This is a genomic window from Candidatus Phytoplasma bonamiae, assembly GCF_030586845.1.
In the GTDB taxonomy this organism is placed as follows: Bacteria; Bacillota_I; Bacilli_A; order Acholeplasmatales; family Acholeplasmataceae; genus Phytoplasma; species Phytoplasma bonamiae.
The window spans coordinates 13,132-35,945 of the sequence record NZ_JAOSIQ010000001.1 but is presented as its reverse complement, the minus strand read 5'-3'; the positions used below and the strand labels follow the sequence as shown (position 1 = coordinate 35,945).

Below are 22,814 nucleotides of genomic sequence, written 5' to 3'. Positions count from 1 at the left end.
TTCAGAAGACTTTTAGGAAAGGTAATTATGGATCAAAAAACACAAGATTTGCAAGTATTTTCTCAGAAATTTAAAATTTTAAAAGAAAAAGAAAAAGATATTTTTTCTCGAATTATTAATAAATTATTTCAAGTTAATTATCTAACTGCTCAAAAAAATTCTGATTTAAATGATTATAGGTTTATTTTATTACATCAAGAAATGTTTATTTCTTTTTTAAAATTAGTTGATTTCGAATTAGAAATTCATAAATATGATGAAGTGATTTTTCTTAAAAATATTCAACAATTTAACAGATTGCGGATTAAAAAAGAAGAAAGTTTATTATTATTTTTATTTAGAATTTTATTTCAAAAAAAGAAAGAATTAATACCTTTAAATAATAAAATTGAAATTTATTTACAAGATATTTATCTTGAATTAAAAAGTATTGGTTATGCCGAAATGCATAAATTAACTAAAGAAAAGATAAAAAATTCTTTAATTTTATTTAAACAGTATAATATTATTGATTTTTCTGATTATAATCATTATTTACCAAATGATTTGATTATTCGTATTTATCCTACTATTTTATATTTAATTAATTTGGGCATGTTACAATACTATCAAGAATTATTTACTACGGATGTGAAAAATTAAAATGAAAAAATTGACGAAAATACAATTAGTAAATTGGCATTTTTTTTCTTTTCAAATTATTGATATTGAAAATAATACTTTAGTTTCTGGAGAAAATGGTTCCGGAAAATCAACTTTATTAGATGCTTTACAGTATGTTTTGATAGGAGAACGTAATCATGTTAAGTTTAATATAGCAGCGAATGTTAATGCTAAGCGCTCTTTAGAAAGTTATATGCGTTGTAAAATCGGAGCAGAGAATAAAGAATTTTTAAGAGATCAAGATGTTATTACACATATTTTATTGGAATTTTATGATAATGTTAATAAAAAATATAGTCTTTTTGGTTGTGTTTTAGAACTTTCTCGTAGTGGTCAATTAAAAGAAAAATTTTATTTTATAGAAAATATGAAGTTTATTAATAACATGTGTGTAGAAAATGATCAACCCAAAACTCAAAAACAATTTTTTCTTTTTTTAAGAAAATACCTTCCTAATTTTAATTTTTTCGATACTAAAAAACAATATCAAAATGCTATAGGTAATTATTTGAACATTAATGTAAGCAAATATATTCAAATGTTACCTAAAGCTTTAGCTTTTAAACCGCTTAATTTGCAAAATTTTGTTTTTGAGTTTTTGTTAGAACCTAATCCTATAAATATTTCAAGTTTAAAAAATAGTTTTAAACAATTAAAAAAATTAGAGCTTCAGATAAACTTTGAAAAACAGAAATTATTTTATTTAACTAATATTATAGATGCTGATAAAAAATTTATTCACTTAAAAGAACAGATTCAGATTTATCAATGTCTTTTATATAAAGTGCAAATTAAAAAAAATAATTTTGATTTAGATTCGTGTCAATCTAAGAAAGAAGCTGACGAATTAAGTTTAAAAAAATTATTATTCCAAAAAGAACAAATTAATTCAACTATAGAAACTTTAAATAATGAATTAGTTGTTTTGAAATCTAATGATAGAAAATTATTGTTAAATAATCTTCGCAAAGATTTAGTTTTTTATGAAAATCTCGAACATACTTTAAACGAAAAAATTAATTTTTTTCAAAATCAAATTACTCAAGAATTAATGAATTTAAAGCAGTTGCAAAATTTATCTCCTTCCGAAATTTATTCAGATAGTATTAATTGTATAAGTGATTTTTTGAATTTAGGATTTTCCGAAATTCAAGGAAATTTCCCAAAATTAAAGGTTATTTTGGAAAAATTACGACTTTTTATATCAAAAGAAATAATTAATTTTAATATAAAAACAAATGATTCTAATAAGTTTATTTTAGATTTGCAGAAAAAAATTTTAGATAAAGAAAAAGATCGTCATCTTCTTTCTTCCGTTATGTCTGTTTATCCTCAACATATACAAAATTTAATTGAAATTTTAAATAAAAAGTTAAGTGATTTTTATAGTTTATCGGTATGCATTTATCCTTTATGTGAATTAATAGATATTAATGATAATTTATGGAGAAACGCTATAGAAGGTTTTTTAGGGAATAGAAAATTTAATTTGTTGATAGAAGAAAATTATTTTGATCAGGCATTAAAAATATATAGCAATTTACCACAATCTGTAGATAATAATTTTTATGATATAGGATTAGTTAATGTAGCGCAAATACCTTTTATTAAAGATAATTTTAACAGTTTATCAACTAAGATATCTTCTGATAACAAAAATGCTTTAAAATATATTCGTTTACTTTTATCTAATATTATATGTGAATTGGATCCTGTAAATTTAAAAAAACACAAAACAGCTATTACTCCTGATTGTTTGGTTTATAGCCAATACACTTTAAGAAAAATTAATCCAAAATTTTATCAATTCCCTTACATTGGCAATAATTCTATTAAGATACGTGAAAATCTTATTTTATCAGAAATTCAAAAATTTAATTCTTTATTGTTGCGACATCAAAGTGTTTTCAATAAATATCAAGAAATAATTAATTTATTGAATAAAAGTAAATTGGCTAATATTTTAATTTCAGATAATTTTAATTTATATTCAGAATTATTATCTATTAAAGTTAAAAAACAAAAAGTTTCACAACAAATAACACAATTAAGTTCAGATTTAAATCTTCGAAATATTGAAGATAGTTTAATTGCCATTATGAATCAAAAAAAGAATAATAATGAACAATTGGAAAGAATCTTGTTTAAAATAGCAAATTTAAATAATAATTTGAATAATTATGACTTAGAAACTACCAAAATTAAAATTAATTTGTCTGAATTAAATCAAAAATTAACTATTTTGATAGGTAAAAAAATTTCTAATTCCATAGAAGATAAAATAAATGTACACTTATATCATTATTACCAACAATATAATGACAATTATGATTTTATTTTAAATAAAATTAATGATTCTTTAAAAAATATAGAACAGCAAAAATTAAATCAACAAATGGATTTAATCAATCAAATTCAAATTTATTTGCAAAAATATAATATTTCCGATATTGAAGCTCGATTAGAAAATTTGGAATATTTTTATCAAGAATATAATTCTAAGAATACTCAAAATTTATCAGATTACGAACAAGAAGCTAAAGAATTAACTTATAAAACTGAAATAATTTTTAAAGAAGAATTTATTAATAAATTAAAAGAAAGTATAGATAATACTAAACAACAAATTAATAAGTTAAATAAATTATTAAATGATAGACCTTTTGGCAATGATAGTTATCAAATAATGATTAAACCTTCTAACGATCCTGATTACAAAAAATATTATGATATAATTTCTAGTTATAATAATAATTCCAAAAATGAGTTCTTTGAAAGAGGCTTAATGTGCGAAAATATTCTTTTAGAGGAATTATTTGATAAAATTATTTCTTTTGAAGAAGGTTATGAAGATATAGCAGAATCTTTTTTAGATTATCGTAATTATATGACGTATGATATTCAAATAAAAGATATTAATAATAATTATTCTTTTTTTTCGAAAATTTTTCGTGAAAAATCTGGAGGCGAAACTCAAGTGCCTTTTTACATTATTATGTCTATTTGTTTTGAACAGTTAAATAGCGCAAACGATAATCAAGGTTGTTTGGTTTTGTTTGACGAAGCTTTCAATAATATGGATGAAGCTAGAATAGAAGGCATGATGCGTTTTTTTAATTCTTTAAATATTCAATTTATTATGGCCATTCCTCCACAAAGGATTGTAGATATTTCTCCTTATGTGCAAACTAATTTAATTATTATGAAAGATGATAATCATGTTGTTGTTGAAAATTTCACAAGAAATATACTGAATCTTTAATTTTTAAAATTATTTTTATTTTTTAATCATACTAATTATTATTAAGGTTTTATTATTTTTAGTATTATTTTTTTGATTTCATTATATTTTATTAGAAAAGTTATTATTTTAGACATTTGATACTTGTTCATATTTTTCATTTTTTGTTTATCAAATAAAATAGAAAAGTTAATTTTTTTATTTTTTTGTCTTAATTTTAATAAACGAAATAAATACTCGCGTTGTTTAGATGTATAAAGATGTTGATTCCAATATTGAGTTTTATAAGCTGATTTATCTGTTTCGTGTAAATTTAACCAATCATTAGCGATAGCAAAACAATTATCTTCATTTCCTTTAAATAAACATTTAGCTGTTTTGGGTTCTTTTTTACCACCAATAGCTATATAAATGTCTTTATAATGAGTTATATAAGCCCAAGCATGAAATCCTGCTATATAATGCTTTTTATGATTAGTTAAATCATACCATTCAAAATTCGAATTTTTTAATATATCATATTTTTTCATTTTAATATCTTTAGTGAATTGTATTTCTTTGGATTCTTTTGAATTTTCCGATATATCTGTAAAATTTTTATTATTTACATTATTTAAATTTTTTTTATTTTTCGGATTTTTTAGAGATAAATATTCAAATAATTTAGGATTATTTTGGATAGACGTTCCAAAATCTAGTATAATACAATCTTTTTTAATAATATGAGGATATTGTATATGATTTGTTATAGGTCTTAAACCGCGACCGATCATTTGTACAATTGTAGATTTAAAAGAACTTGGTCTTAATAATACTACACACGAAACGATTTGACAATCCCATCCCTCTGTTAAGATGTTAACATTAACGATAACTTGAAATTTGGTTTTATCAAAATTTTTTAATATTATATTTCTTTTTTCGCTTGTATAATTGCCTGTAATTAATTGAGATTTAATTCCGGCTTTTTTAAATGTTTCTGTTACATCATGAGCATGTTTGATGTTTGCGCAAAAAATTACAGTTTGACGATTTTGGGCGTATTTTTTCCAGTGAGTAATCACTTCTGAATTAATAGCGGTTGTATTTATAATATTTGCTACCTTATTTAAATCATATTCTTGATTTTTTTGATATAAATTATATATTTTTTTTTGAATACCGACATCTCTAATAAAAACTTCCGGTTTAACTAAATAACCAGCTTGAATTAATTCTTGTACTGTAATTTGGGCTGTAATTTCTGGAAAAATTTCTTTTAATTTTTTTCTATCACCTCTTATCGGAGTAGCTGTAACACCAAGAATTTTACATTTAGGATTAAATTGGAGAAAATGATCTATAATGATTTTGTAAGTATTAGCTACAGAGTGATGTGCTTCGTCGATGATCAACATATCTATATTAGGGTTTTTTTGAAGATTTTTGACTAAAGTTTGTACCATAGCAAAAATTACTTGAGCATCCCATTTTTTAATTTTTGAGTTAAAACAACATGTGGTTATATTAGGATTAATATTTTCAAAGGCATTTTTATTTTGTTGCATTAATTCTTCTCTATGCACCAATACACAAGCTTTATTAATCGATTTTATTTGAAAAAAATGACTTAGAATGTAAGAAAACATAATTGTTTTTCCTGAACCTGTCGGAGCTACCAGTAAAGTAGTTTTTTGATTCTCAAAAACTTTAATAATTTTGTCAGTAAGTTGTTTTTGTATTTTATTAAGTAACATAAAAAATAATTCCTTTTTATTTTATGTTAAATGTTACATATTCCTATTGAACTATTAACATGATGCATTTGTTGTTTATACTAATTATAATTAGATTTATTATTTTGAATTAAATAAATATACTATATCTTATGTTAGATAACTAATTATTTAAGATATGATTCACTAATTAACCATGGAATATACGAAAATTATAAATATATAAATATTTTAACAATTATTATCCTATAAAATATATTAATTAAAACATTTTATGAAAAGAATTTTTTTATAAAAAAATTGAATATTTTTTTGTATTTTGTATGTCTTAAATTTGCATTTTTCTCTTTTTTAAGTTACGATAAAAAGTAGTATTAAAATGAATATATTTTTTTTATTATCAATACAAATAACTATTATTTTTGTTTGAATAATGAGATTAAAGTCATTATATAGCCCAAGGAGAAAGTGACTTCTTAGTAGTCGGAGGAGTAAAACTGGATCTGGAATGATCAAGTTAATCTTCCTTTCTGGAACAAGGTTAACGACCTTGATAGGGCGAAAGAAGTCAGTAATTTATGGTTTATTCGATGATGAAATCAAGCAACTAAGTTTTTGTCAAGATTAAAGATTACTTAAAATCGTTCTTTAAATAATGAAAGTCTTACCAAAAGAGTTTAGAAGTGGGATTTAAATAACATGATAAATATCTATTAAATATTCAAATCAAATTGCTACTAATAAATTCAGTGGAACGGATTAAAAATTTTAAAAGATAGACTATCGAATGGTATCGGATGAAGATCGAGAAATACCATCAATAATAACGGTTATTATCAACTTCAATCGTTTTAGTATTTTCAAGATTACAGGTAAAAAGATTCCTTTCAAGATATTTAATATTTCGAATTTAAAAAGATAAGAATCAAAATGAGAACTGAAATTATCTGTTGTTGAGAAAAGATGAAAAGAATAAGAAACACCAAAGAGAGTTTCGGACGGATGTGATGATTAAATTTCATTTCCTCAAAAACATAATAATAATTTAACTGTTAGATGAATGCCACAAAAATATTAATTCTGATTAACTTTAGGATATATATACCACTATTATTTTATTATATAAAAGATGTACATAGTATGAAAATTGATGCAGGGAGAGGAGGACAAGCTATCGTGTTATGTAAAAACGACCTTCGTTAGAAAAATTATCAATAAATATACGATATTAAAGAATTTAAGCGATCAAGGATGATAAAAATATACAATTAAATAGCGGTGACATAAAGTTATTTCTGTAAACAGGACAAATTATTTTGACAATCTGGATAATAGGTAATTTGTTTGTCTGGTTTAGATGGTATATTCGTGATATATCACTGAATGATAGATCTCGTTATTGAAAATGATAATAAGTTTATATTTTATTATCATTACTGGTTATTCTTTTGATAATTTTAATTTTATATGTTAAATAATAAAATATATAGCATTACGTCGATTTATTTTAATTTATTATGCACTTGAGTGACTAATATTTTTAAATATTAGTCACTTTTATAATTTATTTATTGTTTATTTATTATTTTTAATTTTAATGTTGATAAGTTTATCAAAAAAATAATATTAAATTATATAAAAGAAAGGTAGGTCTGGAATATTTTTAAATGAAAAAAAATAGTAAGTTTATGTCAATTTTTATTTTATTAATTTTGAGTTTAATTATGTTATTTTCATCTTTTTTTTATAAATTAAGTTTTAATAATATTTTTTTACTTCATTTACTTCTGATTTCGAAAATTATATTAGGTTTATTATTATTAATTTTTAGTGTTTATTTTTTTATTTTAGCCGAAGAATTTATAGTAGGAGGATTAGAAAGTAATTTGCTTTTTTTAGACAAAATTTTTTTTTATAATCGTGTCGAAAAAAAGCAAAATTATTTTTTTAGCACTCCTTTAGGCATTATTATTTCTCGTTTAATTATTATGTTGTTTTGTGGTTTTTGGTTACCTAATACTTGTTTTTTTTTAATAACTACTATCTTGTTTAATTTAATTTTTACTTGGTCTATTAAGTTTTTGTCTAAACGTTCTGTTGATAAGAGTTTTTTTATTAATTTATTACCAGTTTTTATTAAAAAAAATAATTTCTTAAAACTTTTAGTTGTTTCTTTAATTATAAGTTTTTGTATAGGAATTGGTTGTGGTTTAATTTTTTCTAGTGGTTCTTCTACTGGTGGAACCGATATTATGTTTTTATTATTAAATCAAAAATTTAATTTTCATTTATGTTATATTTTGTTTTTTGTAGATGGAATTATTATATTCATTTCTTTTATTATAGATTTATTGCGTCACAAATATATGAGAAATTTTATTATTATAAAATATTTTTTTTCTTTTTTAATTCTAATATTTGTTGTTAATTTAATTTCTTTATTTAAATAATAAAGTAATCATATATAAAGATCTCTTATTTTGCATATTTTTGTTAGAGATAAATTTGTTGAAAAATATTTAATTTATTTTAGAATATATTACTGGGATAGATTTGCAAATAATAAAAAAAGATTTATAATATAGTAGTAATTTTAATTTTTTATTGAATTCTGTAGTGACGATCGGTTTTGAAACATAATTTTGTTCAAGATTTTTAATAAAATATTTTTCAATTTTTAAGTAATTTTTAAAATAAATCGAAAAGAAATGAAGTGAGATATGATTATTTATGAATAAAACAAAGATTATTTGTACTTTAGGACCTTCATGTTATTCTGAAATAATTTTAAAAAAAATGATTTTGAATGGTTTAAATGTTGCTAGATTTAATTTTTCTCATGCTGATTATGATGTGAGTAAAAAAATAATTTCTATGATTAGAAATATTAATCAAGAATTAAATAAATATGTAGCATTAATGTTAGATACTAAAGGTCCTGAAATTAGAACTCATAATTTTGATGGTGATGTTTTGATAAATAAAGATTCTTTAGTGAGGATTTCTTCTAAAGAAGTTGTGGGCAATAATGAAATTTTTTCTGTAACTTATCCGAATTTTTATAATGAATTATGTTTAGGTGATTTTATTAATATTGATGATGGTTATTTATCTTTACAAGTTATTGAAAAAGATGATATAAAAAAAGAATTAATCGCCAAAGCCCAAAATAGTCATTTATTGAAATCACGAAGAGGAGTTAATGTTCCTGGCGTAAAATTAAAGATCCCTTTTTTATCGGAAAAGGATAAACAAGATATTTTATTTGCTATTGAACAAAATTATGATTATATTGCGGCTTCTTTTGTTCGGAATTTTCAAGATATAAAAGATATTAAAGATTTTTTGAAATCGAAGGAATGTGATAATTTGAAAGTTATTGCTAAAATAGAAAATCAAGAAGGTTTAGATAATATAGATGAAATTTTATCTATTGCAGATGGTATTATGGTTGCTAGAGGCGATTTGGGTATTGAAATTGATGGCACTTTGGTCCCTTTATATCAAAGCGAAATTATTGATAAATGTCTTCAAAAGGGCAAATTGGTAATTGTAGCTACTCAAATGTTAGAATCTATGCAAAAAAATCCTCGCCCTACTAAAGCTGAAATTTCAGACGTTTTTAATGCAGTTCGAGAAGGGACGAGTGCTACTATGCTATCCGGCGAAAGTGCCTCAGGGAATTATCCTATAGAATCTGTTCAATATATGCATAAAATTAATAAAAATGCCGAAAAATTTTTAGATTATGATGTGTTTTTGAATTATTATGAACCTAAAATTTGGAGAGAAAAATTTTTATTAGGTGCAATTGAATTAGCCAATATTACAAACGCTAAAGCTATTTTAGTAAATAATTTTTTAGATGCTTGTATTATTTCTAAGTTTCATTCTGCGTTCCCAGTATTAGCTGTAGTTGAAAATATTAAAGAAGCGTTTTGGTTATCTTTGCATTTTGGTGTCATACCGATTTTAAATTATAATGAATTAAAAGAAAAATTGATTGATTTCCAAATAGAAACCAATCAATTAATTGAAGTTGATGTATCTCAAATTTTTATTAAATAATTTTAATTTTGTTAGGATTTACGAATTAACTTAAGTTAGATGATTTGACTTTTTAAAATTTATTATTAATATTTACGTTATTTAAAGAAATTAAAGGAGTTATAATTTTGCCAAAAAAAATAGATGATTTTGTATATACTGTAGAACAAAAACCTATGTTTCAAATTTTAAATGAACAAGGTGTTGTAATTAATCCTGAATTTGAACCTAATTTATCAAATGAAGAGTTGTTAAAAATGTATGAGTTTATGGTGTTTACTAAAGAGACAGATGATTTAGCTCTTCAATACCAGCGTCAAGGACAAATGCTTTCTTATGTTTTAAATTCAGGTCATGAAGCTTGTCAAATAGGTCTTGCAGCAGCTTGTAAGGAAAATGATTGGATTTCTCCTTATTTTAGAGATTTAGGAATATTTTTGTATCGTGGTGTTTCTGTAGAAAATATTTTGCTTTATTGGTATGGTAATGAAAGAGGTTCAGCTATAGATTCTCAAAAACGCATTTTACCTATTAATATTATTATTGGTAGTTCTATAAATATAGGCGCTGGATTAGCTTTAGCTAGTAAATTAGATAATAAAAAGGATGTTACGGTAGCAACTATTGGAGATGGCGGTACCGCAAGCGAAGAATTCGCAGCAGGTTTAAATTATGCAGCGGTTTTTCAAGTTCCTTTGGTAGTAGCTATCCAAAATAATCAATATGCTATTTCTACACCTAGAAAAGTAGCTTGTCACGCCGAAAGTTTAGCTCAAAAAGCTATTGCTTTTGGTATACCTGGTATAATGGTTGATGGTAATGATATCTTAGCTACTTATGCGGCTTCAAAATATTTTATTGAATCTGCTAGAAATGGTAATGGCCCTTCTTTAATAGAATTTTATACATATCGTTTATTAGGGCATACTACCAACGATGATCCCTCTGCGTATCGTTCTGCGAGCGAAGAAGAGGAATGGCGTAAAAAAGAGCCTATCTCGAGATTTCAGAAATATTTAATGGAGAAAAATATTTTAACAGATAATTTGATTACAAATATTAAAGAGGATGCTATTAAGAAGATAAAACAAGCTCATAAACGTATTTTAACTTATGGTGATGTAGTAGAACCAAAAGAGGTTTTCGAGCATACTTATGAAACTATGACTCCTCAATTAAAAAATCAGTTGCATGATTATGAATTATTTTTAAAATCAACAGAAAAAGGGCAATAAAATTATGGCTTTTGAAAACATGAATATGTTAGATGCTATTAAGCATACTTTAGATTATGCATTAGAAAATATTCCAAAAGTAATTTTGTTTGGAGAAGATGTTGAAGATTTAGGTGGTGTTTTTAGAGTTCTTAAGGATTTATATGGTAAACATGGGAAATCAAAAATTTTTAATACTCCTATTTCAGAATCTAGTATTGTAGGTAGTGGTATCGGATTAGCTTTAGCAGGTTTCCGTCCTATAGCGGAAATACAATTTGAAGGTTTTATTTTTCCAGCTTTACAAGATTTATTTTGTCATGCTGTTAGATTACGTAATCGTACTCGCGGCAAATTAACAGTTCCAATGGTAGTTCGGACTACAATACAAGGTAATATTAAAGCTTTAGAACATCATTCGGAATCTATTGAAGGTATGTTAGCTTCTTTTCCAGGATTGCATGTAGTAGTCCCTTCTAATCCTATTGATGCCAAAGGGTTATTGTTGTCTGCTATAAAATGCAATGATCCTGTGATTTTTTTGGAACCAAAAACTTTATATCGTGGTCCGAAAGAGGAAGTGCCTTTAGAACCTTATGAAATAGAAATTGGTAAAGCTCGAGTTGTTCAAGAAGGTTCTGATGTTACTGTAGTAGGATGGTCATCTGCTATTCCTGTGATTCAAACTGCTATCGAATCTTTGAAAAAAGATAATATTTTTGTTGAATTAATTGATTTAAGAAGCATTACTCCTATAGATCAAGAAACTATTATTCAATCTGTGAAAAAAACTGGTAGGTTAGTAGTAGCTCATGAAGCTACTAAAACTTACGGACCAGCAGGAGAAATAATTACTTTAGTAAATGAATATGCTTTTGATGCTCTAAAATCCGCTCCTATGCGTATTACTGGCCACGATATTATAACGCCTTTAGGTAGAGGGGAATATCATCAAATTTTAAATCCTGCTAAAATTATTTATTATATTAAAAAGATGTTTAACAAATTATAAAAATAATTTTAACATTTAATATTTATTAGTATTTTATTGCATTGTAATATAATTACAAGTTTTTATATATATTAAAAAAAATTTAGGAAAAGAAGCAGGTTTATTTATTATGAAACATAAAAAAATCCAAAAATATGAATTTAAATTTCACGATTTAGGTGAAGGTTTACATAGGGGAACTATTATTAAATGTCTTTGTAAAGTTGGAGATATAGTTAAAGAAGGTCAGAAATTGTTTGAAGTCGAAACTGATAAATTAACTGACACATTATTATCTCCTGTGGATGGCGTTATTATAGAAATAAAATGTTCTCCTTCTGATGAAGTACAATTAAATCAAGTTTTAGCAATTATAGAAAGAGAAGTTGAAGAATAAATATAAATTTATATATTTATAGACAAGAATAAATAATAATAATATTAAAATTAAAAGGATAACAAGTATATGTCAGATTTAGATCAAAAAAATAAAAAATTTAAAGATAATTACGAAATCGGAATTCAGGATAGTGACAAACTCGAAATTCACAAAATTTCTCGGTTACGTAAAACTATAGCAAATCAAATGTCTATTGCTAAATCTACTATTCCGGATGTTACTTTAATGGAAGATTTTAATATGAATAATGTGGTGGATTTGAGAAAAGATTTAAAATCTCAAAATTCAACATCAACTATAAAACTCACTTATTTAGCTTTTGTTGCAAAAGCTTTAGTTAAATTATTAAGAGAGTTCCCTATTTTTAATTCTGCTTTTGATGCTCAAAAGGAGGAAATTATAATTAAAAAGTATATTAATTTAGGTATAGCTGTAGATACTAATGATGGTTTGATTGTGCCTAATATTAAAAATGCTGATACTTTAGATATTTGGAAAATTGCGGAATCGATTCAAGATTTATCTCAACGTACTCGTAATAAAAAATTAGTTTATGAAGATATTAAAGATGGCACTTTTACTTTAAGTAATTGGGGGACTTTTGGAGTTTCTTATGGTACACCTATTATTTATTTTCCTCAAGTAGCTATTTTAGGTATGGGTTTAATGAAATTAAAACCCGTTATTTTAGAAGATGGCAATATTGGAAAAGCTTATATGTTGCCTTTATCTTTGAGTTTTGATCATCGTGTTATAGATGGTGGTTTAGCTTCTAGATTTTTAAGTTCTTTTAAAGATTTGTTTAATAATCCGTCAATTTTAATTGAATAATAAGAAATGAATGTATTCAATTTATTAATTTTTAAAAAAATTGTTTCGATTCATAATTAATTTATAATTTAAAGTTGGATTTTACGAATTATAAAATAAATAATTTTTTGAAAATAATAAAATTTATACATCTTTTAATTTTTAATTTTCTGGCAATTCAAAATTAATAGTCATAAATAAATTTACTAATTTATTAATTTATTTAAACCAAAAAAAATATTTTAATTGTAAAGCAGGTTTTTTAATGATATGCAGCAGATATATGATATTTTAGTTATAGGTGGCGGACCAGGGGGTTATGTTTCAGCTATAAAAGCTGCTCAGTTAGGTGCTAAAGTGGCTTTAATTGAGAAACATAAAGTAGGCGGTATTTGTTTAAATTACGGTTGTATACCTACGAAAGCTTTTTTAAAAAGCGCTAAAGTTTGGGATTTATGCAAAAATGCTAGTAAATTTGGATTGAACAATATAGAAAATATTTCTTTTGATTGGAAATCTATATTACAACGTAAAGATAAAATTGTGAAAACTTTGACTAACGGAATAACTTCTCTTTTGAAAAAAAATAAATTAATTGATTTTTATTTTGGTTCAGCAGAAGTGTTAACTGCTTATCGAGTTGTTGTTAATGATCAAGTTTTACAAACTAAAAAACTTATTATAGCTACTGGTTCTCATGCTTTTATACCTCCTATACCAGGAGCTCAAGAATCTTATGTAAATAAATATTTATACACCAGTAAAGAGTTAGTACAATTAGAAAATTTTCCTAAGAAAATAATTATTATAGGTGGCGGAATAATAGGTGTTGAATTTGCTACTATTTTTAATAAATTCGGTTCTGAAGTAATTATTTTAGAAAAACAAAAATCTATTATCAACACAATGGATAATGATGTTATAAGTGTTTATACTAAAAATCTTCAAAATGCGAATGTTCAGGTTATGACAGAAGCTAATGTAATTAAAATTGATAAAAATACTGTTTATTATGAATATCAACAAAAAGTATACCAAGGCAAAGCAGATATTATTTTGATGGCTGTTGGAACAAAACCTAATTTAATAGGTTTAGAGAAATTAAATTTAACTATGGATAGAAATGGCATTTTGACTGATAATTTTTTACAAACTTCTACACCCGATGTATATGCTATCGGAGATGTTAATGGTAAATATATGTTAGCTCATGTTGCAAGTCATGAAGGTATCATAGCTACACATCATGCTTTAAATTTAAAAGATAAAATTCAGCCTATTAATTATGAACATGTTCCTTCATGTATTTATAGTTTTCCTGAAATAGCCTCTATCGGTTGTACAGAAAAACAAGCTAAAGAACGCAATTTAAATTATAAAATATCTAAAATGCCTGTTCAAGCTATAGGAAAAGCTCATGCTGATGGCGATTTAGAAGGTTTTGCCAAATTAATTGTCGATAAAAATACACTTCAAATTTTAGGTATGCATATTTATGCTTATAATGCTACAGAATTAATTACTGAGACTGGTGCTTTAATGGCATTTAATGGTACAGCATATAACGCTATGGAAATAATTCATCCTCACCCAACTTTATCAGAACTAAATTTAGAAACTTTTTTAGGAGCCATTGATAAGCCTATTCATTTATAATGAAATTTATATAATTTTGGTAAATATATCAATAATTTAAATAATTTTCATAATTATTTTAATAATTTTTTGGTTTGATAAAGAGGATAAATGATTTTAATTCGGATGTTAGAAAATTTGTATATGAATTAAATATTTTTTTATATGTCCATATATAGAATATTTGCGACAAAAGGGAGGGTTAAAAGATTATAATCCTCTTCTTCTTCTTTTAGTTAGTAATTGCAGATTGTAAATTTATGGTTTATTGATAATTTATTATAGTAATTCGGATGTTTTTTAAACTTGTTTGTTCATGTTGGGATGGTGGTCTGTTTTAATAGCTATCAGGAAGAAAAATTCTGAGATCAAAATACAAATAATCTATTAATATAAATACATTAAAAAATAAATTAATATATATTTTGTATTTATTAAAATTTTTTTATTCGGTTTTTTTAATTTTGTAAATTTAAAAAAGAAAATAGGAGTTTTTTTGATTAAACATATGTTATTAATTGATACACATACACATTTAAATATAAATGATTACGAAAAAGATTTAAATGAAGTTATTGCTAAAGCGAATGATAATGGTATTAAATATTTTATTGTGCCAGGATTAAATGCTCAAACTAATGCAAAAGCTTTTCATTTAGCTTTAGAATATGAATGTATTAAAATTGCAGTTGGTATACATCCGTGTTATTGGCAAAATGAAGATCCTATGACAATTCAACAATATTTAAGATTGCCACAAGTTGTAGCAGTAGGAGAAATCGGTATCGATTTATACAGAGATAAAACTTCTTTACATATTCAAAAAAAAAATTTTCAAATTCAATTGGATTTAGCTCTTAAATATAATTTACCTGTTATTTTACATGCTCGAGAAGCTTTTGAAGAAGTTTATCAAATTTTATTGCCTTATCAAAATAAAATTAAAGGAGTTTTTCATTGTTTGGTGAATAGTCTAGAAGAGGCTCAAAAGGCTATTGAATTGGGATTTTATATAGGTATTGGTGGTATTGTTACCTATAATAATGCTTTGGTGACTCACGAAGTAGCTCGTAAAATGCCTTTAGATAAAATATTATTAGAAACCGATTCTCCTTTTTTAACGCCTTTTCCTTTGGAAAAAACCAAACGAAACGAACCTGCTTATTTAAGTATTATTGCAGAAAAGATTGCTGCTTTGAGACAAATAAGTTTATCTGATGTTGTTCAACAAACCACTAAGAATGCTAAAAATCTTTTTTTAATTGGATAAATTGATAAATTATAATTTAATGGGGTAAAAATTTAATAAATTTTAATTATTTTAGTTTATAAAGGAAAGGATAATGAGTTTTTATATGTTAGATGATTCAAGTAAATTAGTAGATATTAAACAAGATTCTATCTCTTGGCATGAACATAGAAATAATTATATTAATGCTTCAGAAGTAGCTTCTATAATGGGTTTAAATCCTTTTGAAAGTGTTAAGTTATTGTTTAAAAGAAAATTATTTCAAGAAAAAATAGAAGTGAATGAAGCTATGCGTCGTGGACGTCGTTTAGAACCTGAAGCTAGATTTTTTTTTAATTCTGTTTGTCGAATGGATTTTGTTCCTGCTGTTTTTGTAAAACAATTTATGTCTGCTTCTTTAGATGGTTGGAATTCCGATTCTCGAAGTATTTTAGAAATTAAATGTCCTATTTCTTGCGATACTTCTTCTTGGAAAGATTTTTTTTTGAATGATAAAATACCAAAATTTTATTATGCGCAAATTCAAGCTCAACTTTATTGTTCTAATGCTGATAAAGCTTTTTTTTTAGTATATTATACTTATCAACATTCTAAAGTTAAGGAAGTGTATAGAGATTTAGAATTTATTGATAAGATGTATGCTAAATGTTTTAATTTTTATAAATTATTTACTGAAGCTAAGCAAATTTTACAACAATTAGGTAATTTAAAGCAACTGCAAGACTGGATTAAATTATAAAAAATTAAAAATATAATTTTGTTATTTTAATTACAATTTTGAGATTATTTTTTTAATTTATTTATATTTGGTAATAAAAAATTTAGTATTTTTAGGAAAATTTATTTTTAGTTTTATTATTAGAAAAAATATAATTATTATAAAACTTAATAATAATAAATATTTATCTTGTGGCCTAGGATATGCGTAAATTTCATTCCAGGCATCATTAATTTGTTTTTTTGTTTGAATATTATATTTATATATATTATCTTTTTTATTTATATTTATTTTTAAAATATCATCATTTTCATTGATATTTTCGTAAGGAGAATCATATCCTACAAATAAAGCATTTTGTTTAAGATTATTAGTTTTTAATAAAAAATTGATAAAATCATAAGCTCCTGTTATATTACTGCCTTTAGGTAAGACTAAACTATCTACCCAAATATTTGTCTGATAAATATTATTTTCCTGATTATCAAAATCATAGTATTCAAGATTAGGATTTTGTTTCATTAGATACCTAGCGTCACCAGAATAAGTAACTGCTATGTCATAACGTTCTTGACCACTTATACGCATATTATCTAAAATTTGATCCGTTACAAAAAATAAATTTTTATTTTTTTGTTTTAAATTTAATAACCAATCTTTGGCTTTAAGAATTTCTGTTGGAGTGGCTTGGCTGATATTACCTTGAGTTGCTTTTAATCCTATAAATATCCCTTCAAAAGGATTATTATATAGTGCTACTCTATAATTATTATTTGGTAATATTTGTGTCCAATTTTTACTTATTTGTTCACGACTTATTTTATTTTTATTGTATAATAAACCTAATTTTCCCCAAAAATATGGGATAATATATTCTTTTATATTGTTGGGTAATTTATCTTGTTGAATTTTTTGAAAATTTTGATTTAGTTCAGGATAACAGATAAGTTTATTTTTATCTATTTTATTGAGATAATTATCTTTTAATTGTTCTATAGCGTATTCGCTTAAAATAGCAATGTCATATATATCTCCTGTTTTTATTTTGTTTATAGCTATTTCATTTGATGAGAAAAAATTTTGTTTAATAATAAAATTTTTTGATTGATTATTATAATTTGAAATAATTTTAGGATCAATATATTCTCCCCAATTAAATAATATTATATTTTGTTTAGCAGAATTGTGATATATAATTCGATATAAGTTGGAAATAAAAATTATTAATAGACACCATATTATAATTATTATTTTTTTTTTAGTATTCATGTTTATTTTTTTTCACATAATAACAATTAAAAATTATTTTTATTAAAATGAATAAAATTAGTAATGATGATAAAGCATTAATGGTAGGATTAATAGTGCCTTTTAAACTATATATATAAGCTGAGATGTTTTGAAATTCAGAACCTCCTGCAAAATACGAAATAATAAAATCATCAAAAGATAAAGCGAACGCTATACTAGCTCCTGCTATAATAGAGTTTTTTAATTGAGGTAAAATAATTTTGATTAAAGTTTGATTTGGCGTAGCACCTAAATCATAAGCTGCTTCTATAGTATCTAAATCTAAATTGCAACATTTACTATAAATGGTAATTAAAACATAAGGTACGCTAAAAGATATGTGCGACAATAACATACGCCAAAATCCATTATTTAATCTCATAAAGCTAAATAAAACGAATAAAGATAGAGCGTTTATAATTTCAGGTATAACTATAGGAAATTTATTTGTAGATAAAATTATTTTTTGCCATTTTTTATTATAATTCATTAAAGAAATGGCCGCTAAAGTGCCGATTACAGTTGATATAAAAGTGGATAGGAAAGCTATTTCTAAAGTTACTATTATAGCTTTTTTAACTGATTCATCTTGTATTATTTTATAATACCATTTAAAACCAAATTTGTTAAAATGTATTAATGAAGCTATTCTTCCTTCGTTTTCGTTAAAAGAAAAAATTATTAAAGATATAATAGGGAGATAAATAAAAATTAACATAGTTGTTAAATATATGTATAATAAATTTTTTTTTATATTAATTTTCATAATTACTATTTCCCTTCTTTAGTGTATTTTTGGTATTTATTTTTAGGACAAAGCTTTAATATTAGTAACATTATAATGGTTAAGTTAATAGCTATAACACAAGCGCTTTTTGTTTCATCATTTAAAAAGATTTTGTTTTCTATTAATTCGCTTATAACCATGACATTGGTAGGACCTAAATATTTCGGCACAATAATATTGGTTACTATTTGTAATAAAATTAAAATAGTTCCTTCGATAATTCCTGGTAATGATAAAGGAAAAACAATTTTTTTAAAAACCTGTTGTTCATTAGCTCCTAGATCTTGCGCAGCTTCAATCAAACTTTTGTCTATTTTAGAAATATTTAGATAAATAGATAAAAAAATATAAGGCAAAAACAAATATAAAAAACCAATAAACATGGCTATATTAGTTTCTAATATATTAATTTTTAAAAATTTTTCTGTTAAAGATAAAATTTGCACTAAAGCTTGTATTTTTAAAATCATATTAATCCAAATAGTACCGTTAATTAATAAAACAATTATAGGTTGAATTAAAGGATTTAACTTTGAAACGCCATATGCTAACGGGTAAGTAATAATAATAACAAAAAAAGTAGCAATAATAGAAATAGAAATAGATCTTATAATAATGTAAATAAAATTTAAATTAGTATAAAAATTATAATAGTATTTGGTAGTAAAAACAATTTTAATAATTTTAGTATCATCATATTCTTGAATTGAATCGAAACAAATTATTAATATTGGCATTATAATTAATGTAATTATAATAATTAAATATGGTAAAGCTAACCATTTGTAAAAATTATTGGATTTATTTTTAACAATATTATTCATTTTTAATTTTACCATTTTTCCATAATATGGATGTCTTCAGGATTGAAAGAGATTCCTATTTGGGTATTTTTTTCAATAAAATCTGTTGTGTGAATTAAATAATTTCTATATTTAGTTTGGATAATCACTTCCCAATAAACTCCTTTAAAAGATATAGAATGCACTCTTCCTGTAATTAAACCATCTTTATAATTTACAATATCTATATCTTCTGGTCTTATAACTATGTCGACAGGTTGATTTTTACGAAAACCATAATCTATACAACGAAATTCTTTATTATCAAATAAAACTACAAAATCATCTTTCATAATTCCAGAAATTAAATTTGATTCTCCGATAAATTGAGCTATAAATTTATTAGCAGGTTCATTATAAATATCTTCAGGGTTGCCTATTTGTTGAATAGTTCCTTGTTTGATAACTACTATTTTATCACTCATAGTTAAAGCTTCAGATTGATCATGTGTTACTACTATAAAAGTAATACCGAAAATTTTTTGCATTTCTTTTAATTCGTATTGCATTTCTTGTCTTGATTTTAGATCTAATGCCGCTAAAGGTTCGTCAAATAAAGCCACTTCAGGTTCATTAATTAAAGCTCGAGCGATAGCTACTCGTTGTTGTTGTCCCCCAGATAGTTGATAAATATTTCTATTTTCAAATCCTTGTAATCCTACTAATTTTAAATAATGTAATACTTTATTTTTGATAAATTCTTCTTTTTTTATTGTGCATAATAAGTTGTGATGTAATTTGCTTAATAATAGTTGTTGTTGATTTTGGATAATTGTTATTTCTTTTTTTAAATCTATTTTTAATTGTTGAATATAAGGGTTTTTTTTATAAAATGGTAACCATGAAAATAAATAATTTTGATTTAAAGTATTTTGAATCATTTTTATTTTTTGTTTATATTGTTGTTTAAGAGAATTAACTTTTTGTTTTGTAGTATTGTTAACGTTTTTTATTTTTTGTTTAGTTTCGTAATTTAAATCTTTTACTCTTAAACCAAAAGCTATATTCTCTAGAACATTCAAATGAGGGAAAAGCGAATAATTTTGAAAAACTGTATTAATTAATCTTTTGTGAGGAGGCACATTTAAAATACTTTTATTTTTAAAAAAAATATCACCACTACTGCAAGTATCAAAACCTCCTATAATTTTTAAAATAGTTGTTTTACCGCATCCTGAAGGTCCTAATAGAGTTACAAATTCATTTGTTTTAATTTTTAAATTAATATCTTTTAAAATTATTTGATTATTTATGACTTTAGTAATATTTTTTAGTTCTATCAAATTATTCATATATATGTGTCTCTCACCTCCCTCTTGTTTTGATGTTAATAAAATTATTTTGAACTAAATTTTTGTAAAAATATTTTAATTATTTATTTGCTAAAATAGCTAAAAAAGCTTGTTGAGGTAATTTTACTTTTCCTAAAGCTCTCATTTTCTTTTTTCCAGCTTTTTGTTTTTCTAATAATTTCTTTTTTCTTGTATGATCTCCACCATAACATTTATCTGTAACATTTTTTCTTAAAGCTTTTATATTTTCTCTAGTTATGATTTTTTTTCCAAGAGCCGCTTGAATTGTAATTTCAAACATTTGTTTTGGTATTAATTCTTTTAATTTATTGCAGATTATTTTACCTTTAGTATATGCGAAGTCTTCATGAACTACTAAAGATAACGCATCAACTATTTCAGAGTTTAATAGAATATCCATTTTTTTTAATTTACTCGGATAGTAATTTTCCATTTGATAATCAAAAGTAGCATATCCTTGAGTAGTAGATTTTAATTGATCAAAATAATCATAAATAATTTCTCCAAAAGGTAATAAATATGTTAATATTGCGTTTTGGTTTTCTAAATATTTAATATTGTGTAAAATTCCTCTTTTATTTTGTGTTATTTTCATTACTGAACCTATGTATTTTTCAGGACATGTGATAAAAGCTTTTATAAAAGGTTCTTCTATTTTTTCGATAGCTTGATTTTGAGGCCATTTTTGCAGGTTATCTATAATAATTTTTTGGTTTTGTTTGGTATAAACATGGAAAATAACTGAAGGAGCAGTAATGATAACTTCTATTTGAAATTCACGAGTAATTCTTTCTTTAATAATATCCATATGTAATAAGCCTAAGCAACCAATACGAAACCCCATGCCTAAAATATTAGAATTAGATTTTTCGTAAATTAATGATGAGTCGTTTAATTTTAATTTTTGTAATGCCTCTTGAAGATTAATGTATTGTTTACTTTCGGCAGGATAAAAACCACAAAAAACTACAGGATTAATAATTTTATAGCCTGGTAATGCTTGAACTTCAATATTTTTGTTTAAAGTAATGGTGTCGCCGATTTTGACATCATCAATATTTTTGATAAAAGCAGTTAAGTAACCTACATCTCCTGTGGTTAAAAAAGGTTTTATAACAGGATTGGGTTGAAAAGTACCTACTTCTATAACATCATACACAGCTTTGCTTTTAATAAAGCGTATACGATCTCCTTTTTTAATAGTTCCGTTTATAATTCTAATATGAGGTATTACTCCTTTATAATTATTAAATTTTGAATCGAAAATTAAAGCTTGTAACGGTGCTTGGGGATTTCCTTTAGGATAAGGAATATTGGTTATAATTTTTTCCAAAACATTTTGAATTCCTATTCCTGTTTTTCCGCTCGCTAATATAATTGAATTTATATCTATTTTTAGAAGATTTCGAATTTCTTGTTGAATTTTAGGTATATTTGCGTTAGGGGAATCTATTTTATTTATAACAGGTATAATTATAAGTTTATTTTCTAAAGCTAATTCTAGATTAGATATAGTTTGTGATTGTATTCCTTGAGTAGCATCTACTACTAATAAAGCACCTTCGCATGCTGCTAAAGAACGAGAAACTTCATATCGAAAATCACTGTGCCCTGGTGTGTCAATTAAATGCATAATATATTCTTTGTTTTGTAAATTATTATATTTAATTTGAATAGCATTTAATTTAATGGTTATTCCTCTTTCTTGTTCTAAAGCCATAGAATCTAAAAATTGAGGTTTCATTTCGTGTTTTTTAACAGTATTTGTTATTTCTAAAATTCTATCAGCTAAAGTAGATTTGCCATGATCTATATGTGCAATAATAGAAAAATTTCTTATTTGTTTTTGCCTTTTTTTTATTTTATCAAAATCCATATTTTTTTATGCAACCGACTTTC

General features: G+C 24.1%; 17 protein-coding genes. 11 read left to right on the top strand and 6 right to left on the bottom strand.

The annotated features are described in order from the left end of the window. The first annotated feature begins 27 nt into the window (after nucleotides 1-27). Both OC701_RS00125 and OC701_RS00120 read left to right on the top strand, forming a co-directional pair. Complete coding sequence (locus tag OC701_RS00125; protein WP_304514090.1) at nucleotides 28-642, top strand: DUF4194 domain-containing protein; 615 nt, start codon at nucleotides 28-30, stop codon at nucleotides 640-642. Nucleotide 643: 1 nt separating this feature from the next. Beyond that, entirely contained in the window at nucleotides 644-3,925 is a 3,282-nt protein-coding gene (locus OC701_RS00120; RefSeq protein WP_304514089.1) for an ATP-binding protein, read from the top strand. A 41-nt stretch (nucleotides 3,926-3,966) separates the two neighbouring features. On the opposite strand, the gene OC701_RS00115 is transcribed toward OC701_RS00120, so the two are convergent. After that, complete coding sequence (locus OC701_RS00115; protein WP_304514088.1) at nucleotides 3,967-5,640, bottom strand: DEAD/DEAH box helicase; 1,674 nt, start codon at nucleotides 5,638-5,640, stop codon at nucleotides 3,967-3,969. Nucleotides 5,641-7,286: 1,646 nt separating this feature from the next. Between OC701_RS00115 and OC701_RS00110 the strand changes: the two genes are divergently transcribed. The 9 genes from OC701_RS00110 to OC701_RS00070 all read left to right on the top strand — a co-directional run bounded on the left by OC701_RS00110 (nucleotide 7,287) and on the right by OC701_RS00070 (nucleotide 16,704). Continuing rightward, entirely contained in the window at nucleotides 7,287-8,069 is a 783-nt protein-coding gene (locus tag OC701_RS00110; RefSeq protein WP_304514087.1) for a YitT family protein, read from the top strand. A 280-nt stretch (nucleotides 8,070-8,349) separates the two neighbouring features. Next, complete coding sequence (pyk, locus tag OC701_RS00105) at nucleotides 8,350-9,687, top strand: pyruvate kinase (RefSeq protein WP_304514086.1); 1,338 nt, start codon at nucleotides 8,350-8,352, stop codon at nucleotides 9,685-9,687. Nucleotides 9,688-9,842: 155 nt separating this feature from the next. Beyond that, nucleotides 9,843-10,901 (top strand): pyruvate dehydrogenase (acetyl-transferring) E1 component subunit alpha, encoded by a 1,059-nt coding sequence (gene pdhA / locus OC701_RS00100; RefSeq protein ID WP_304514106.1) that lies wholly within the window; start codon nucleotides 9,843-9,845, stop codon nucleotides 10,899-10,901. A gap of 4 nt (nucleotides 10,902-10,905) precedes the next feature. Continuing rightward, entirely contained in the window at nucleotides 10,906-11,892 is a 987-nt protein-coding gene (locus tag OC701_RS00095) for an alpha-ketoacid dehydrogenase subunit beta (protein WP_304514085.1), read from the top strand. 109 nt (nucleotides 11,893-12,001) lie between these two features. After that, nucleotides 12,002-12,268, top strand: coding sequence for a biotin/lipoyl-containing protein (locus OC701_RS00090; protein ID WP_304514084.1), 267 nt, complete (start codon nucleotides 12,002-12,004; stop codon nucleotides 12,266-12,268). Nucleotides 12,269-12,337: 69 nt separating this feature from the next. Continuing rightward, the gene (locus OC701_RS00085) at nucleotides 12,338-13,102 is read left to right on the top strand and encodes a dihydrolipoamide acetyltransferase family protein (RefSeq protein WP_304514083.1); all 765 of its coding nucleotides are present in this window, start codon (nucleotides 12,338-12,340) and stop codon (nucleotides 13,100-13,102) included. A 249-nt stretch (nucleotides 13,103-13,351) separates the two neighbouring features. Further along, complete coding sequence (gene lpdA, locus OC701_RS00080; protein WP_304514082.1) at nucleotides 13,352-14,737, top strand: dihydrolipoyl dehydrogenase; 1,386 nt, start codon at nucleotides 13,352-13,354, stop codon at nucleotides 14,735-14,737. 475 nt (nucleotides 14,738-15,212) lie between these two features. Beyond that, nucleotides 15,213-15,986 carry a TatD family hydrolase gene (locus OC701_RS00075; RefSeq protein WP_304514081.1) on the top strand — a complete coding sequence of 258 codons (774 nt, stop codon included), beginning with the start codon at nucleotides 15,213-15,215 and terminating at the stop codon, nucleotides 15,984-15,986. A 73-nt stretch (nucleotides 15,987-16,059) separates the two neighbouring features. Continuing rightward, nucleotides 16,060-16,704 (top strand): lambda-exonuclease family protein, encoded by a 645-nt coding sequence (locus OC701_RS00070; RefSeq protein WP_304514080.1) that lies wholly within the window; start codon nucleotides 16,060-16,062, stop codon nucleotides 16,702-16,704. A gap of 57 nt (nucleotides 16,705-16,761) precedes the next feature. Here OC701_RS00070 and OC701_RS00065 read toward each other — a convergent pair whose 3' ends face one another. From OC701_RS00065 to lepA, 5 genes are all read right to left on the bottom strand, one after another. Further along, on the bottom strand, nucleotides 16,762-17,952 hold the full coding sequence (locus OC701_RS00065) for an ABC transporter substrate-binding protein (protein ID WP_304514079.1): 1,191 nt from the start codon (nucleotides 17,950-17,952) through the stop codon (nucleotides 16,762-16,764). Further along, on the bottom strand, nucleotides 17,942-18,739 hold the full coding sequence (locus tag OC701_RS00060) for an ABC transporter permease (RefSeq protein WP_304514078.1): 798 nt from the start codon (nucleotides 18,737-18,739) through the stop codon (nucleotides 17,942-17,944). Before OC701_RS00060 ends, OC701_RS00065 begins: the two co-directional genes overlap by 11 nt. A 5-nt stretch (nucleotides 18,740-18,744) precedes the next feature. Beyond that, nucleotides 18,745-19,599, bottom strand: coding sequence for an ABC transporter permease (locus OC701_RS00055; protein ID WP_420887963.1), 855 nt, complete (start codon nucleotides 19,597-19,599; stop codon nucleotides 18,745-18,747). After that, complete coding sequence (locus tag OC701_RS00050) at nucleotides 19,593-20,894, bottom strand: ABC transporter ATP-binding protein (protein ID WP_304514077.1); 1,302 nt, start codon at nucleotides 20,892-20,894, stop codon at nucleotides 19,593-19,595. The genes OC701_RS00055 and OC701_RS00050 overlap by 7 nt, the downstream gene beginning before the upstream one ends. Before the next feature lie 79 nt (nucleotides 20,895-20,973). Continuing rightward, nucleotides 20,974-22,791, bottom strand: coding sequence for a translation elongation factor 4 (gene lepA / locus OC701_RS00045; RefSeq protein WP_304514076.1), 1,818 nt, complete (start codon nucleotides 22,789-22,791; stop codon nucleotides 20,974-20,976). Nucleotides 22,792-22,814 lie beyond the last annotated feature (23 nt).